This window comes from Mesorhizobium sp. M0239, from assembly GCF_040321815.1.
Lineage (GTDB): Bacteria > Pseudomonadota > Alphaproteobacteria > Rhizobiales > Rhizobiaceae > Mesorhizobium.
Genome location: NZ_JAMYSG010000002.1, coordinates 266,760 through 282,857, shown reverse-complemented (window position 1 = coordinate 282,857; position 16,098 = coordinate 266,760). Strand labels below are relative to the sequence as shown.

The 16,098-nt window shown below is 62.6% G+C and carries 12 protein-coding genes; 2 read left to right on the top strand and 10 right to left on the bottom strand.

Annotation, left to right across the window (positions count from 1 at the left end; all coding sequences use genetic code 11):
- Positions 1-58: 58 nt before the first annotated feature.
- Positions 59-1,648, top strand: coding sequence for a DEAD/DEAH box helicase (locus tag NKI99_RS03025; RefSeq protein ID WP_352439940.1), 1,590 nt, complete (start codon positions 59-61; stop codon positions 1,646-1,648).
- A 73-nt stretch (positions 1,649-1,721) separates the two neighbouring features.
- Here the strand turns inward: NKI99_RS03025 and NKI99_RS03020 are convergent, their stop codons facing one another.
- The 8 genes from NKI99_RS03020 to NKI99_RS02985 all read right to left on the bottom strand — a co-directional run bounded on the left by NKI99_RS03020 (position 1,722) and on the right by NKI99_RS02985 (position 10,248).
- Complete coding sequence (locus NKI99_RS03020) at positions 1,722-2,327, bottom strand: hypothetical protein (protein WP_127291379.1); 606 nt, start codon at positions 2,325-2,327, stop codon at positions 1,722-1,724.
- 224 nt (positions 2,328-2,551) lie between these two features.
- The gene (locus NKI99_RS03015) at positions 2,552-3,202 is read right to left on the bottom strand and encodes a YiaD family glycine zipper/OmpA-like lipoprotein (protein WP_352439939.1); all 651 of its coding nucleotides are present in this window, start codon (positions 3,200-3,202) and stop codon (positions 2,552-2,554) included.
- Positions 3,203-3,378: 176 nt separating this feature from the next.
- Positions 3,379-3,747 (bottom strand): GFA family protein, encoded by a 369-nt coding sequence (locus NKI99_RS03010; RefSeq protein ID WP_352439938.1) that lies wholly within the window; start codon positions 3,745-3,747, stop codon positions 3,379-3,381.
- A gap of 156 nt (positions 3,748-3,903) precedes the next feature.
- Complete coding sequence (locus NKI99_RS03005; protein WP_128305863.1) at positions 3,904-4,281, bottom strand: hypothetical protein; 378 nt, start codon at positions 4,279-4,281, stop codon at positions 3,904-3,906.
- Between the two features lie 286 nt (positions 4,282-4,567).
- Complete coding sequence (locus NKI99_RS03000) at positions 4,568-4,987, bottom strand: GFA family protein (protein WP_352609673.1); 420 nt, start codon at positions 4,985-4,987, stop codon at positions 4,568-4,570.
- Between the two features lie 78 nt (positions 4,988-5,065).
- Positions 5,066-6,197, bottom strand: a protein-coding gene (gene prfB, locus NKI99_RS02995; protein ID WP_352609670.1) for a peptide chain release factor 2 whose coding sequence is annotated in 2 segments (ribosomal slippage) — positions 5,066-6,130 and positions 6,132-6,197 — 1,131 coding nt in all. Because the reading frame shifts where the segments join, the coding sequence is not laid out codon by codon here.
- Positions 6,198-6,315: 118 nt separating this feature from the next.
- Positions 6,316-8,772, bottom strand: a complete 2,457-nt coding sequence (locus tag NKI99_RS02990; protein ID WP_352609667.1) for a penicillin-binding protein 1A — start codon at positions 8,770-8,772, stop codon at positions 6,316-6,318.
- Between the two features lie 213 nt (positions 8,773-8,985).
- Complete coding sequence (locus tag NKI99_RS02985; RefSeq protein WP_352609664.1) at positions 8,986-10,248, bottom strand: N-acetylmuramoyl-L-alanine amidase; 1,263 nt, start codon at positions 10,246-10,248, stop codon at positions 8,986-8,988.
- Positions 10,249-10,901: 653 nt separating this feature from the next.
- On the opposite strand from NKI99_RS02985, the gene NKI99_RS02980 reads away from it, so the two are divergent.
- Positions 10,902-13,841: a ribonuclease E/G gene (locus tag NKI99_RS02980; protein ID WP_352609661.1), complete on the top strand. Its 2,940-nt coding sequence runs from the start codon at positions 10,902-10,904 to the stop codon at positions 13,839-13,841.
- Positions 13,842-14,010: 169 nt separating this feature from the next.
- Here the strand turns inward: NKI99_RS02980 and NKI99_RS02975 are convergent, their stop codons facing one another.
- Complete coding sequence (locus NKI99_RS02975) at positions 14,011-14,940, bottom strand: glutaminase (RefSeq protein WP_352552307.1); 930 nt, start codon at positions 14,938-14,940, stop codon at positions 14,011-14,013.
- 4 nt (positions 14,941-14,944) lie between these two features.
- Positions 14,945-16,093 (bottom strand): pyridoxal phosphate-dependent aminotransferase, encoded by a 1,149-nt coding sequence (locus NKI99_RS02970; RefSeq protein ID WP_352552309.1) that lies wholly within the window; start codon positions 16,091-16,093, stop codon positions 14,945-14,947.
- Between the last annotated feature and the right edge of the window lie 5 nt (positions 16,094-16,098).

Below are 16,098 nucleotides of genomic sequence, written 5' to 3'. Positions count from 1 at the left end.
GCGACAGACGCCATTAGACGCCGTTGCGCTTCCCCGAACCAGCCAAAGACAACAACACTTGTCCTCAGACACCACGACCGCTCAAGAAGCGTTGACCTTCGCAGACCTCGGCCTGTCGCCGAAGGTCCTTTCCGCAGTCACCGACGCCGGCTATACCCAGCCGACGCCGATCCAGGCTGGTGCGATCCCACACGCCTTGCTCGGCAAGGATATTCTGGGCATCGCCCAGACCGGCACTGGCAAGACGGCTTCCTTCGTGCTGCCGATGCTGACCCGCCTCGAAAACGGCCGAGCCCGCGCCCGTATGCCGCGCACGCTGATCCTGGAGCCGACGCGCGAACTCGCCGCGCAGGTCGAAGAGAATTTCATCCGATACGGCAAGAACCACAAGCTCAACATCGCGCTCTTGATCGGCGGTGTCTCATTCGACGAACAGAACAAGAAGCTGGAGCGCGGCGTCGACGTGCTGATCGCGACGCCCGGCCGCCTGCTCGACCACCGCGAGCGCGGCAAGCTGTTGCTCAACGGTGTCGAGATCCTCGTCATCGACGAAGCAGACCGCATGCTCGACATGGGCTTCATCCCCGATATCGAGCGCATCTGCGAGATGATCCCGTTCACCAGGCAGACGCTGTTCTTCTCGGCGACGATGCCGCCGGAAATCACCAAGCTGACCGAGAAATTCCTGCACGCGCCGGTGCGCGTCGAGGTCTCGAAGGCAGCATCCGCGGCGACCAACATTATCCAGCGGCTGGTCAAATCAGGCTCCAAGCCATGGGACAAGCGCGAGACGCTGCGCAATCTGATCAAGGCCGAAGACGCGGAGCTGAAGAACGCCATCATCTTCTGCAACCGCAAGGTTGAAGTGGCGGAGCTGTTCCGCTCGCTGCTGAAATATGATTTCGACGCCGGTGCGCTGCATGGTGACATGGACCAGCGCGCGCGCATGCAGATGCTGGCCAATTTCCGCGACGGCAAGCTGCGCTACCTCGTCGCTTCCGACGTCGCCGCGCGCGGCTTGGACATCCCCGATGTCAGCCACGTCTTCAACTATGACGTGCCGATCCACGCCGAGGACTATGTCCACCGTATCGGCCGTACCGGCCGCGCCGGACGCTCCGGAAAATCCTTCACCATCGCGACCAAATCGGACACCAAATACATCGATGCCATCGAACGTCTGATCGGCAACAAGATCGAGTGGCATGACGGCGACTTGTCGACGGTTGTTGCCAGCGAAGGCGGCGAGGATGATGCTCCGCGCCGTGGCAAGGGCGCACCGCGCCGCGCCGGCCGCAAGGACGACGATCGCGGCAGGGAAAAGGGCGGCGAGCGCAAACCGCGCGAACGCCACGCCAAGCGCAGCGAAGACACGGCACCGGAAACAGTCCGCGAGGATCAGCCGGTGGCCGAGGCCGCAGCCGCCGACGTCGGCGAACGGCGCTCGCGCAAGGAAGCGATCCGTTCGGAAAACACCGAGCGCAAATCATCCGATCGCAATGAACAGCGCGCACCGGAACGCGGCGACACGAGGCCGCAGCGCGACAACAGCCGCCCTGCCCGCCAACGACACCAGGAAGACAACGATTCCACCGTCGGCTTCGGCGATGACATGCCGGCCTTCATGCGGATCGTCGCCAAGGTCTGATTCCCGACCGCTTCAAAGGCAAGCCAGCCATCCGGCTTGTCTTCTCGGCAAAGGTTCCTGCCTGACTCGCCCGTTACATCGGCCCAGGCATCATCTTGGTCGGTTTTTCCAGCATCGGAAACTCGGCCTTGTTGCATTTCACGTTCGGATTCGTCGGACTGAACATGCCGTTCGGATTGTCCCCGAGCCAGGCATGCAGGTCGTAGTGGACGAACTCCTTCGGGATGAGAGGGTAGTGCCCCTCCATAGGCCCCATGAAGGTTTGGCCAAACAGCTTCGGGGGCTCCTTGATGTCCGGCGTCAGAGGCACCAGCCATTCCACGCCCACCAGCCGCAAGCCCTTCTTGGTCGGTTCGTAGATCAGCACATTGGGGTGCATCGGATCGAGCTTCTGGCCGACACTCGGGACATTGACGAAGTGGATACCCATGGCGCCCTTCGGGTAGTCCATCGCACCCGCTATCTTTTCTCCGCTGTAGTAGACGCAGCCGACCGTCGACAGATAGAGATCGCGGACGGCGACGGTGTAATCCTCATATTTGGCGAGCGATTTTTTCAAGGCTTCGATGTCGGCCTTGTTGGCGTCCTCGGCCCGAGCCGAAGCAACGTTCAGCCACGCGCCCACCAAACCTGTCAAAACGAGGACGCCGCAGCGCCCAAGGCTGGCTGTTCTTGTCATGCATTCCTCCCAGATTTCTGATCTGGCCGTGCAAGACCGAGGCGGAAAAATGCTGATTGCGCGGCCAGTGACACCGCCTCATCCCCTCAGGAACAGCGATGATGCTATTCCTTTCCATAGCTCCGGGAAAGCTATATTTTAGCAATGGCTAATTCAAAAACGCCAATATCCGCGTAAACAAAAACGGCCCCATGGGAGCCGTTTCGCTTGGTTTGCCGAACGGATCAGGTGAGCGGCGACAGCTGGATTTCGACGCGGCGGTTCTGGGCGCGGCCTTCGGCCGTGGCGTTGGATGCGACCGGGCGTGTCTTGCCGAAGCCGGTGACTGCGAAGCGCCGCTGATCCACGCCCTGACCGGACAGATAGTTCGCGACCGCCAGAGCACGACGCTGCGACAGATCGAAATTGTGCTGGTCGCCACCGGTCGAATCGGTGTGGCCGAACACGTCGACCGTGGTCTGCTTGAACTTCTTCAGCACCAGCGCGACAGAGTTCAGGACCTGGTAGAAGCCGGGCTTCACCGCATCCTGATCCGAGTTGAAGGTGATGTCGGACGGCATGTTGAGAATGATCTGGTCGCCGCTGCGGGTGACGCTGACACCGGTGCCCTCGAGCTGCCGGCGCAGTTCGGCCTCGTTCTGGTCCATGGTGGCGCCGATGGCGCCGCCGGCCAGCGCGCCGATGCCGGCGCCGATCAGTGCGTTGCGGCGGTCATTGCCGCCGGCAAGCAGGCCAAGGCTGGCGCCCGCCAGGGCGCCAAGGCCGGCGCCGGCCGCCGTGTTGGAAATCTTCTGGTCGCCCGTATACGGATCAGTGGTGGTGCAGGCGCTCACGAGCACAGCCGTCGCCACGACGACGAGCATAGTCTTTTTCATAGGATGGTCCCTCTCCAAGTCACGCCTTGCGGTGGCGCCAAATCAGCCCTTCCCGCGACTTGTACCACGAATTGCGGCGAAAAGCGGAACGGCAAAAGCGCCGCTCACGGCTTTTCCCGAGGGACCAATACGCGGTTGTGGCACCGTATCGCCGTGCCGGAATGGTCTGGATCAGGCTACCAGAGGTTCTTGCCGTCTATGACAACAACTTCGACCTTGTCGAGATCGAAATCATCGAACAGCCGCGCGTTGACGCTGATCTTGGGATTGTCGAAATCCGGCTCGCCGGTCGACCAGTCCGGCGTTTCGGTAAAGGTGCCGCAGCCGCAGGTGGCGCAAAAACCGTGCTTTACGGTTTTCGATCCCCAGCGGTAGATAGAGACGTTCTCCATCGGGCTGGTGGGCTTGAATTGCGAAGGCACGTAGTAGGCCCAGAGCGAGCCGCGCTTCGAGCAGAAAGAACAGGTGCATTGCGTCACCGTCTGCGGTGCCTGCGAAACCTCGAATGTCGTCGCCTTGCAATGACAGCTTGCCTTGATGATCATCAACGAACTCCTCCCGTCGCCCGCCACCCTGTGCGGCAAAGGCAGCATAACGAGGTGCTCCTGACAACTGTCTGTCAGCAGGCACACCCGAACCGCGCAAACCCGGCCTGCGGCCCGGTCACACGCGACCGCGGACGTCCGACCGCCGTCCTGTCGTCAATAGGAGCGCGGCGGCACGAACAGGCAGATTGTCTTGCCGGCGTCGAGGCCCGCTTGGTGCGCGCACCAATGGAACTCGCCGTCCGGGCTGTCCTTGACACGCTTGTCGGTCATTGGAACGATCTCACCCGTTCCGGCGATGACATAGCCCTCGGGTTTCTCCAGCACTTCGCCTGTATGGGTCGTGCGACAATCATAGTTGGCGCAGCATGCGAACGGATAACTCCAGCCCTGTGGCTTTGCCGCCGTGGGCGTGGCGTCATGCGCGAAGGCAGGTGTCGTCAGCATTGCCATCGCGCCGATCGCGAACAGGGAAAACAAAAGTCGGCCAGCCGGTTGAACGGCATTGGCCGATCTGAGTGTGGCAGCAGACATGACGCGTTCCTTTCAAACGAGCTCAAGCGTTTCGCTTGCCCGTTCCCGGAACGTATCTTCCCAGTGGCCGGATCGTCGGGTCGCAGATATGCCGCGTCCGGCCATAAATGCTTTTTCTCTCCCAGCCATTGGATGCTGGGCTGATTCCTTGGTCGGCGCAAGACGATGCATTCCCGACATCGTTCTATGGACGTCAGGTATCCGCTACCGCCGACGAGATGAGGCCAAGGTCAATTCCCGGCAAACGGGCGTCGGATAAACGGAATAGGCCCGCTGTGGTTCCAGCCTACTGCTGGTCAGAGCCGGCAATCACGTGCTCTTGATACTGCGGCAGGTCATCGGTGATGGTGGACCAGCCCGCCTTCGAACCGACGAAGATGTGCGCGGTCGGGCGGATGGATGGGTCGTCGACGAGGGTTCCCATGGCGACATGGACATAGGCCCCGTCGCGCACGAGCGAATAAAGCAAGGAGCCGCACCGGCCACAATGCGCGTTATGGCCGCTTTCGTCGCCGAAGATCAGGAGCTTGTCCTCGCCTTCGGTGAGGACAAGCTTTTCACGCTCGATACCGGCGAAAGGCTTGAAGGCCGAACCGGTGGTGCGCCGGCAGTCCGAACAATGGCAATTCGCGGCATAGATGAATTCGTCAGTGACCTCGTAGTGAACCGCACCGCAGAAGCACTTTCCGGTGAGCTTGCTCGGCAACACACTCCTCCGTCGCTGTGGTGCGCAGGGGTATGTTCAGATAGAGGTCAGCTAAACTCACCTGAACATGGACATATCCTAATCCAGGTCTGCTACGGCTTCGCCCGCGCCGCCCTCGATGCGCTGCGACAACGAGGCTTCCATGAAATCGTCGAGGTCGCCATCGAGCACGCTCGACGGGCTGGTGCTCTCGACGCCGGTGCGGAGATCCTTCACCAACTGGTAGGGCTGCAGCACATAGGAGCGGATCTGGTGACCCCAGCCTATATCGCTTTTCGACGCTTCGGTGGCGTTTGCAACCGCCTCGCGCTTTTTCAGCTCTTCCTCGTAAAGGCGCGAGCGCAGCATCTCCCAGGCCTTGGCCTTGTTCTTGTGCTGCGAACGTTCAGCCTGGCATGCGACCGCGATGCCGGTGGCCAGATGCGTGATGCGCACCGCCGAATCGGTGGTGTTGACGTGCTGGCCGCCCGAGCCTGACGAGCGATAAGTGTCGATGCGGACATCGGATTCGGAGACGTCGATCTCGATCGTGTCGTCGATGACCGGATAGACCCAGACGCTGGCGAAGGACGTATGCCGGCGCGCATTGCTGTCATAGGGCGAGATACGCACCAGGCGATGAACGCCCGATTCCGTCTTCATCCAGCCATAGGCATTGTGGCCTTTGATCATCAACGTTGCGGACTTGATGCCGGCCTCTTCGCCGTCATGCATTTCCAGCACTTCGACCTTGAAGCGACGGCGCTCGGCCCAGCGCGTGTACATGCGCAGCAGCATCGAGGCCCAGTCCTGGCTTTCGGTACCGCCGGCGCCGGCATGGATTTCGAGATAGGTGTCGTTGGAGTCTGCTTCACCCGACAGCAGCGTCTCGACCTGGCGGGCCTTCGCTTCGCCCTGCATCGAGCGGATCGCGGCTTCCGCCTCTGCGATCACCCCCTCGTCGCGCTCTTCCTCACCGAGCTCGATCAGTCCGATATTGTCTTCCAGCGCCTGCGTCAGGCCTTTCACCGAGGCGATGTCCTCTTCAAGGCCCTGGCGCTCGCGCATCAGCTTCTGCGCTTCCAGCGGCTCGTTCCAGAGGCTGGCGTCCTCGGCGCGCACATTGAGGTATTCAAGCCGCTTTATGGCCTGATCCCAGTCAAAGATGCCTCCTCAGCAGGGTTATCGCCTGCCTGATCTCGTCGACAATATTCTGCGTTTCCGCGCGCATGGTTGGCTGTTCTGTCCTGTTTGCTGAAGTCGGTTGGCGCGATACATAGGCAGGCCGCCGCCGGCTGTAAAGCAAAATGGGCTGGCGCCAAGGCCAGCCCATCCGCTCCTGAAAATCATCAGTAGAGGCCGCCGCCGCCGGACTGGATGGCTTGATTGGCCTGCGGCGACAGCGCGCCACCGGTGGCATTGGAGCCGTCGGCGCCCATGCCGATCACCCAATAGCTGTCGGCGGGACCGGTGCCCGGCTTGAAGGCTTCGATGATGGTTCCGGGATCGCCCGATGCGGCACGCATGCCGGTCTTGCGGTTGATGGCAACCAGGTTCATGCCTTCGGGCACCTTGAAGTCGACATTGGGCGTGCCATCCAGCGCCACCCGCATGAAGTCCTTGAAGATTGGTGCTGCGAGACCACCGCCGGTGGCGCCATGGCCGAGGCCGCGCGGCGTGTCGTAGCCCATGTAGAGGCCGACGACGAGGTTGGGCGTGTAGCCGATGAACCAGGCGTCCTTTTCGTCGTTGGTCGTTCCGGTTTTGCCGGCGATGTGGCGGCCGAGTTCATTGATGGTGGCGCCGGTGCCGCGCTGCACGACGCCTTCCATCATCGAGGTGATCTGGTAGGCGGTCATCGGATCGAGCACCTGCTCGGAATTGTCGACCAGTTCCGGCTCCGGCTGGTTTTGCCATTCAGGCGCATTGCAGCCCTGGCAGCCACGTTCGTCCTGCTTGAACACCGTCTTGCCGTAGCGGTCCTGGATGCGGTCGATGAGCGATGGTTTGATCGATTTTCCGCCGTTGGCCATGATCGAATAGGCCGACACCATGCGCATCACGGTGGTTTCGCCGGACCCCAGCGCCATCGGCAGGTAGGGCGCCAGATGGTCGTAGACACCAAAGCGCTCGGCATATTCGACGACCAGCTTCATGCCCATGTCATTGGCAAGCCGCACCGTCATCAGGTTGCGCGACTTCTCGATGCCGGAGCGTAGGGTCGCCGGACCGGCGACGGTGCCGTCATAGTTCTTCGGCGTCCAGCTCGTGTTGCCGCTCTGGATCGTGATCGGCCCGTCCATGATCACCGAGGCCGGCGTATAGCCATTGTCGAGGGCGGCCGAATAGACGATCGGCTTGAACGAGGAGCCCGGCTGGCGCATGGCTTGCGTGGCGCGGTTGAATTCGGACTGCGCGTAGGAGAAGCCGCCGACCATGGCCAGCACGCGGCCGGTGTGCGGGTCCATGGCGATCAGGCCGCCTTCCACTTCGGGCACCTGGCGCAGGCTGTAGGCGCCATCGGCACCATCGTTTTTCTGCACGAAGATGACGTCGCCCGGCTTCAGCACCTCCGCCGGCGACTTGGCCTTGACGGTCTTGCCGGCAACCACATGGCGCATGGCAAAACCCATGTCCTCCTTGCTGATGGTGCCTTCGACGCGCTCCTTGACGATCTCGCCCGACGCCTGCCGTGCCGGCTGCAGGCCGATCGACAGCCCGGTCGCCGAACTGTCGAGCACGACGGCGAGCGACCATTCGGGGACATCCTCCAGCCCCTTGACGGCGCCAAGCGGCACGCCCCAGTCGCCCGACACGTCGATCGATGTCACCGGCCCGCGATAGCCGCGCAGCGTGTCGTATTTCATCAACCCGTTCTGCATCGATTTGCGGGCAATGAGCTGGATCTTCGGATCGAGCGTGGTGCGGACGGAGAGACCGCCTTCGTAAAGCGCGTTCTCGCCGTAGCGGGCGATGATCTGGCGGCGCACCTCTTCGGTGAAGTACTCGCCGGCGAACAGATAGGTGCCGCTGCGCCGCGGCGTCACGCCCAGCGGCTCGGCCTTGGCCTTGTTGCCCTCCTCACGCGTGACGTAGCCGTTCTCGACCATCTGGTCGATGACCCAGTTGCGGCGCTCGATCGCGCGATCGGCATGCTTGAAAGGGTGGTAGTTGTTCGGCCCCTTGGGCAGCGAGGCCAGGTAGGCGGCCTCGGCCACGGACAGTTCGTTGACCGACTTGTCGAAATAGGTCAGCGCCGCACCGGCGACGCCATAGGCGCCGAAGCCGAAGAAGATTTCGTTGAGGTAGAGCTCGAGGATGCGATCCTTGGGATAGGCCTGCTCGATGCGGAAGGCGAGGATCATCTCCTTGATCTTGCGCTCGTAGGTTTGGTCCGAGGACAACAGGAAGTTCTTCGCCACCTGCTGGGTGATCGTCGAGGCACCGACCTGACGCCGGCCCGAGCCGAAATTCTGCAGGTTGACGATGATGGCGCGGCCGAGGCCGGTCACATCGATGCCCGGGTGGTTGTAGAAATTCTTGTCTTCGGCCGACAGGAAGGCCGCCTTGACGCGGTCCGGTATGGCCTGGATCGGCAAATACAGGCGCCGTTCGCGCGCATATTCGGCCATCAGCGCGCCATCCGACGCATGGATGCGGGTGGTCACCGGCGGTTCGTATTTGGCCAGCACCTCGTAATCGGGCAGATCCTTCGACAAATGGCCGATATAGATGGCAACGCCCGCCGCGACCAGAAGGGCCAGCGTCGTGCCGATGCCGAAAAAATAGCCAATGAGACGAATCATACCCGCTCCAGTCCTTGGTTCGGGAATTTCCTAGACGAAGCCGCCTTTCGCGCAAGCTTTCGAGCCGGTCCCAATCCGTAATCGAAAACCCTTGTCGCCGCCATGTGGACAAAATACGGCAATGCCTGATTTCGCGGTCGCGAGCCGGAAATAAAAGCATTGGGTGTTGTCGTCGCGCAACGCCGCCTCTGGTTGCAGGCGCCGCCGGTCATGTCAACCTCCGGTTCCCGGTCCGGCCTTGGCCGACGCGAACAGCGCGACGGCGTTGGTTATGCTCTGGGCCGCCTTGCCGCGCCAGTCGGCGTTGAGCAACTGCGCCTCGTCCTTGGCGTTCGAGAGATAACCGAGTTCGACCAGCACTGACGGCACGTCGGGTGCCTTGAGCACCTTGAAGCCCGCCGAACGCTGGGGATTGTTGATCAGGCCGACGCTGGTCGACAACTGGCCGACCAGCGTGTGGGCGAAACTCATCGAGAAATTGTGCGTTTCGCGGCGGATCAGGTCGATCAGGATGTCGGTGACTTCCTTGTTGTCGTTCTTGATTTCCATGCCGGCGAACTGGTCGGAGAGGTTTTCTCGGTCGGCAAGCGCCTGCGCCTCGGGATCCGAAGCCTTGTCGGAGACGGTGTAGACGGTGGCGCCGCGAATGCCTTTGACGCTGATCGTGTCGGCATGGATCGAAATAAGCAGGTCGGCCTCATGCTGACGGGCAATGCGCACGCGATCGTCCAGACGCAGGAATTCGTCTGTGTCGCGCGTCATGAACACATCATAATTGCCGACGGCTGCGAGTTTGTCCCGCAGCTCCGTGGCGAAGGCCAGCGTGACATTCTTCTCGATGGTGCCGTTCAGGCCCTCGGCACCGCCGTCGATGCCACCATGGCCGGGATCGATGACGACGGTGAACCGATGGCCCGGATTGGAAACCGGCCCGGTGCCGACCCGCCCTCCCTTGTCGGTCGAAACGGTCGATCCGGTGGTCAGCGCCTGATTGGCCAGCGCCACATCGAACTCGCGCTCGGATGCCGCCGACATGTCGATGGCAATGCGGTAGCCGGGTCCGTCCTCGTTCTTGAGCAGGTCGAGCTTGTCGACCGCAAAGGGACCCTTGCCGGTGAGGACCAGCCGCGAAACGCCCTCGCCGAGCGCGCCCAGGCGCACGCTCTTGACCAGGCCCCGCGCCTTCAAATCCTTGGCATCAACGGCGAATCTCGTATTCGCGAGATCGATGACAAGACGGTTGGGGCCGCGCAGCAGGAACCATTTGATACCGGGTTCGCGATCGAAGTCCATGACGATGCGCATCTTGGTGGCATCGCCCGCCATCTTGTAACCTTTTGCCACGAGCGGAGCGTCGGCGGCATTGGCATTTGAGGACAGGGCAGATGAGACCGCCAGCAGCAGCAAGAGGGCGAAAGCGGCCAGGATCCGGCCGCCGACACGACATCCCTTGTCTGTGAAGTCCGCCAATCCCATCTCTCTTCCAGTCGCTCCCGGTTTGGCGCCCGGCGCCCGGTCATTTCGTCCATATGCCGGTTAGGCCGCGAACTCGATTAACGATTGGTATCCAGAGAAGGTTAACCAAGCCTTTTCATGCAAGGCCGCAAGCCTGGCTTACGCTACGGAACGGCTTTTTGCCGGCATCGGAAATCGGGGTTGCCTTCCATCCCGCCAAATCATAAAAGCGATGGTGGATCACTGCAATCCTGGAACCGCCCTCCTCCGCAGCTTCTTGCTACAGGGTCAGATGTAAAGGCGGCTCCTTTCGCTTCAGGCGAAAAGGGTTCAGGTGATCGCGACGAATTTCGCAGGCGTGCTCCCGTGGCGGGGGAATCGCCTGCGTGAGGAAAACGGCCGGGTTTGTTCCCGCGCCGGCTCTGTATGAGCAAACAAGCTGGTCCGGTTCATCCGGGCTTTGGTTCAAAAGGTTCTGTTGGTGACGATGGCTTCAAGCGCAATCATGGAAAGGTCCGCATCAAACCGCGCCATTATGGCTGCGGGCGGCACCGCCATGGCGCTCAAGCGGCGGCCGACGGACGTTCAAATATCCGGCACCCACATCCCAGGCACGCAGCAGCAGGCTTTGCCTCGCAAGCTGCGGCTGACGGCTGCCGGGGGGAAACGAAATAATGCCCAACAAAATGCTGATAGACGCCTCCCACCCGGAGGAAACACGCGTTGTCGTCATACGCGGTAACCGTATTGAAGAATTCGACTTTGAATCCCAGGACAAGAAGCAGCTCAAAGGAAACATCTACCTAGCCCGCGTAACGCGCGTAGAGCCCTCCCTTCAGGCAGCCTTTGTCGAATATGGCGGCAACCGTCACGGTTTTCTCGCCTTCAGTGAAATTCACCCCGACTACTACCAGATCCCGGTCGCCGATCGTCAGGCACTGCTGCGCGCGGAAGCGCAGGAGGCCGAGGACGAAGAGAACGAGGACGGCGACGGCGATGATCGCCAGAGCCGCGATCGCGGACGGCGCGGTCGCAGGCGCGGCGGCAAGCCCCGCGACCGGGGCGAGCACAAGCGCGATGCTGCCGATTCCGGCGAGGCAAGCGACGCTGCCGACGAGACAGAAGAAGGCGCCGACGCTGGTTTCGAGGAGATCTCGCACACGTCCGAGATCATCGAACATGCGGCCGATACGTCCGAACATGCCGAAGCGTCCGAACATGGCGCGGATTCCGCCGAGCAGGACGAAGGCGAAACCCGCGAAGGCGGCCCGACGTCGATCGCCGCCTCGGTCGAGGCCGATGTGATTTCCGAAGCCGTTCCGCAGGCCGAACAAGGCAGCGAAGCGACCTCCGGCGACAATGATCGCGGCATGCTGGAAGAAGTGCAGTCCTCGCATCCGGACGATCACGAGGTCGAATCGGTCGGCGCCGAGGACGCGCTGGAGGAAGTGCGCAACCGCCGCAAGCCGGTGCGCCGCCAGTACAAGATCCAGGAAGTGATCAAGCGCCGGCAGATCCTCTTGGTGCAGGTCGTCAAGGAAGAGCGCGGCAACAAGGGTGCGGCACTGACCACCTACCTGTCGCTTGCCGGCCGCTATTCGGTGCTGATGCCGAACACGGCGCGTGGCGGCGGCATTTCGCGCAAGATCACCAGCGCGGTCGACCGCAAGCGCCTGAAGGAGGTCGTTGCCGATCTCGAAGTGCCGCAGGGCATGGGCGTGATCCTGCGCACCGCCGGCGAGAGCCGCACCAAGGCCGAGATCAAGCGCGATTACGAATATCTGATGCGGCTTTGGGAAAATGTCCGCAATCTCACCTTGCAGTCCACGGCCCCTGCCCTGGTCTACGAGGAAGGCAGCCTGATCAAGCGCTCGGTGCGCGACCTCTACAACAAGGATATCGACGAGATTCTTGTCTCCGGCGAGGAAGGCTACCGCGAGGCCAAGGACTTCATGCGCATGCTGATGCCGAGCCACGCCAAGGTGGTTCAGCCGTTCCGCGACACGACGCCGATCTTTGTGCGCAACGGCATCGAGGCACAGCTAGACCGCATGCTGCAGCCGCAGGTGACGCTGAAGAGCGGCGGCTACATCATCATCAACCAGACCGAGGCGCTGGTTGCCATCGATGTCAATTCGGGCCGCTCCACCAAGGAGCACTCGATCGAGGACACCGCGCTCCACACCAATCTGGAAGCGGCCGAGGAAGTCGCGCGTCAACTCAGGCTGCGCGATCTCGCCGGCCTAATCGTCATCGACTTCATCGACATGGAGGAGAACCGCAACAACCGCTCCGTCGAGAAGCGGTTGAAGGATCACCTCAAGAACGATCGTGCGCGCATCCAGGTCGGCCGCATCTCGCATTTCGGCCTGATGGAGATGTCCCGCCAGCGCATCCGCGCCAGCGTGCTGGAATCGACCATGAAGCCTTGCCCGCATTGCGGCGGCACCGGCCATGTGCGCTCCGATTCGTCGGTCGCGCTGATGGTGGTGCGGGCGATCGAGGAATTCCTGCTCAAGGATTCGCGCAGCCACATCACGGTACGGACGCCGGCGGCGACCGCACTCTACGTGCTCAACCACAAGCGCGGCACGCTGGTCGAACTCGAAAGCCGCTTCGGGCTGACGATCACCGTCGAGGCCGACGATTCGGTCGGTTCGCAGCACTATGCGATCTTCCGCGGCGCGCTGGCTGAAAAGCCGGAAGGCTTTGTCGAGGCGCGCAGCTTCCCGGCCTATGTCGAGCCGGAAGAGCCCGAGGACGAGATTGTCGTCGCCGAGGAGGAGGATGACGAGGCGCCGGTCCAGGCCGAACAGCCACGCCAGCAGCCGCAGCAACAACCCCGACCTGCTGCCGCCGGTGGCGAGGAAGGCGAAGGCCGCGACCGCAAGCGCCGCAAGCGCCGGCGTCGGCGCGGCGGCAAGGATCGCGATCGCGAACATGGCGCCCCGGCGGACGGTGCTTCCGTCTCGGCTCCGGCCGGCGAGTTTTCGGACCCAGACTCGGCCGCCAGCGACGGCGACACGGAAACGGACGACAACGCCCCTGTTGGTGTTGCCGAAACGTCCGAGACAGTTGAGGCTTCGGACGAAGGCCAAGGCAAAAAGCGCCGGCGCGGCAAGCGCGGCGGCAAGCGCAACCGCCGCGAAGACGGTGAAGGCGAGGCCGAGGCAAGTGCTGGCGAAGCAGCCGACGCGTCCGAAGGCGAAGTCTCGGCAACCGAGGTGATCGCCAGCGAGCCGGTCGTTGCTGCACCAGCCGAAGAGCCGGTGGCGCTTGCTCCGGCCAATGACGACGCGCCGAGCACGGAGAAGCCGAAGAAGCCACGTCGTGCCGCCAAGCCGAAGAAGGCCGCGGCCGAAATCGTCGCCGAAGAGCCGGCTGCCGAGGCGGAAGCACCGGTCGAGACGCCGGCCACGGCGTCCGACGAAGCAGCGGCTGTGGAGAAGGCACCGAAGGCCCGCCCGTCGCGGCGCAAGCCGGCGGCGGTGAATGCGCCGGTCGAGCCCGTGGTGTCTTCGACCGTAGCGGAAGAACCCGCGGCCAAGGCTGAGGACAAGACCGAGGACAAGCCGAAACGCGGCGGATGGTGGCAGCGGAAGGGCTTTTTCTAAGCCTTTCAGCCACCTGAGCTAGTTCTCTGACAAAAATCCCGCGCCGTCTCGAAGACGGCGCGGGATTTTCTTATCTGGCGTTATGCCGGATCGCGAAAGGCTAAAACGCTTCTTTGATTCCAAGCATGTCGTTGTCCCAAAACCGCTGCGCACTTTTGGGCGACATGCATCACGGCGCGAAGATCGACCAGTTCATCATCCTGGCCAGCTTTTCCAGCGCGATCGACCCCAGCTTGGAATTGCCGTTGGCATTGAGGCCCGGCGACCAAACGGCAAGCGAGGCCACGCCCGGCACGATGCCCAATATGCCGCCGCCGACGCCGCTCTTGCCGGGAATGCCGACGCGGAAGGCGAAATCGCCGGAGCCGTCATAGTGACCGCAGGTCAGCATCATGGCGCCGATGCGGCGTGCCCGCTCGGCCGACACCACGGAATGCCCGGTCGCCGGGTTCTTGCCGCCATTGGCGAGGAAGCGGCCTGCGAGCGCCAGCTGCCGGCAGCTCATGGCAATGGCGCAGTGGTGGAAGTAGACGCCCAGCGCCAGCTCCGGGGCATGGTGGAGATTGCCGAAGGATTTCATGTAGTTGGCAAGCGCGAAATTGCGATAGCCGGTGGCCCGTTCGGACGCCGCGACCTCGCGGTCGATGATGATCGTTTCGTCGTCGGCGAGGAATTGGATGAAGCGCAGGATTTCGCCGATCGCCTCGCGCGGCTGGTGACCGGCAAGCAGGATATCGGAAATGACGATGGCGCCGGCATTGATGAACGGATTGCGCGGAATACCGTTCTCATGCTCGAGCTGCACGATCGAGTTGAACGGATTGCCTGACGGTTCACGTCCTACCCGCTGCCACAGCGCGTCGCCGACATTGCCGAGCGCCAGTGTCAGGGTGAACACTTTCGAGATGCTCTGGATGGAAAAGGCCTGGTCGGCATCGCCGGCCATCAGCACGCGGCCGTCGTTGGTGACCGCTGCGATGCCGAATTTCTTCGGATCGACCTTGCCCAGCTGCGGAATGTAGGAAGCGACGTCACCGCGATCGGTGCGATCGGCCATTTCGGCTGCGACTTCGGCCAATGCCTGTTCAAGTTCCGGCATGTTGCTACCTCAACCAGCGTTCCATGCGCGTTATTGCCTCGACCATGTCGTCGTGGCTGCCGGCGTAGGAGAAACGCATGGTCCGATGCCCAGCCTGAGTGTCGAAGTCGCGGCCGGGCGTTGCCGCCACATGCGCCTCGGCCAGCATCTTTCGCGCGAAGGCCATGCTGTCATCGGTATGCCTGGTGACATCACAGAAGGCATAAAAGGCGCCGTCCATGGGCGCCGCCAGCGGAAAGCCGAGTTCCGGCAGGCGTTTCATCAAGAGCTCGCGATTCCAGGCATAGCGACCCTTGACCGCTTCCAGTTCCTCGGTCGCCCTGAACGCCTCGATCGCGGCGATCTGCGACAGCTCCGGCGGCGAGATGTAGAGGCTCTGGGCGACGCGCTCGACGGGCCGCACCAGGTCTTGCGGCAGCACCATCCAGCCGATGCGCCAGCCGGTCATGCAGTAATATTTGGAGAAGGAGTTGATCACCGTCACATCGCCGCCATAGGCAAGCGCCGTGGTGTCGGGGGCGGCATAGGCCAGCCGGTGATAGATTTCGTCGGAGATGACGGCGATGCCGAGCTCTTGTGCCGTCCTCACCAGAACCGCCAGTTCATCGGCCGGTATGACCGCGCCGGTTGGATTGGCGGGGCTGGCGAAGAGAACGCCTTTCAGCGGCTTTTCACGATGCGCGGTCTCGAGATGGCCGGCATGCAGGTAGGCGGCGTCGCCGAGCTCGATCTCGACCACGTCGATGCCGAGTGCGGCCATGATGTTGCGATAGGCCGGGTAGCCGGGTGCCGCGATGGCGACGCGGTCACCCGGATCGAACATCGCCAGGAAGGCAAGGTTGAAGGCGGCCGACGATCCAGTGGTTACCGCGATCCGGCCGGGCTCGATATCAAGCCCGTAATGATCGGCGTAGTGTCCGGCGATCGCCTTGCGCAAGCCTGCCAGTCCCAGCGCGTCGGTGTAGCCGATGCGTCCATCCTGCAGCGCCTTGGCGGCTGCGGCGCGAACCAGAACCGGTGCGGGATCGGAGGGCTGGCCGACGGCCATCGAAACAACCGGCACGCCCTGGGACTTCAGCCGGTTTGCCTCTGCCAGAATGTCCATCGCATGGAAGGGCTCGACATTGCCACGACGTGAGAGCGAAACGACCATTTAAC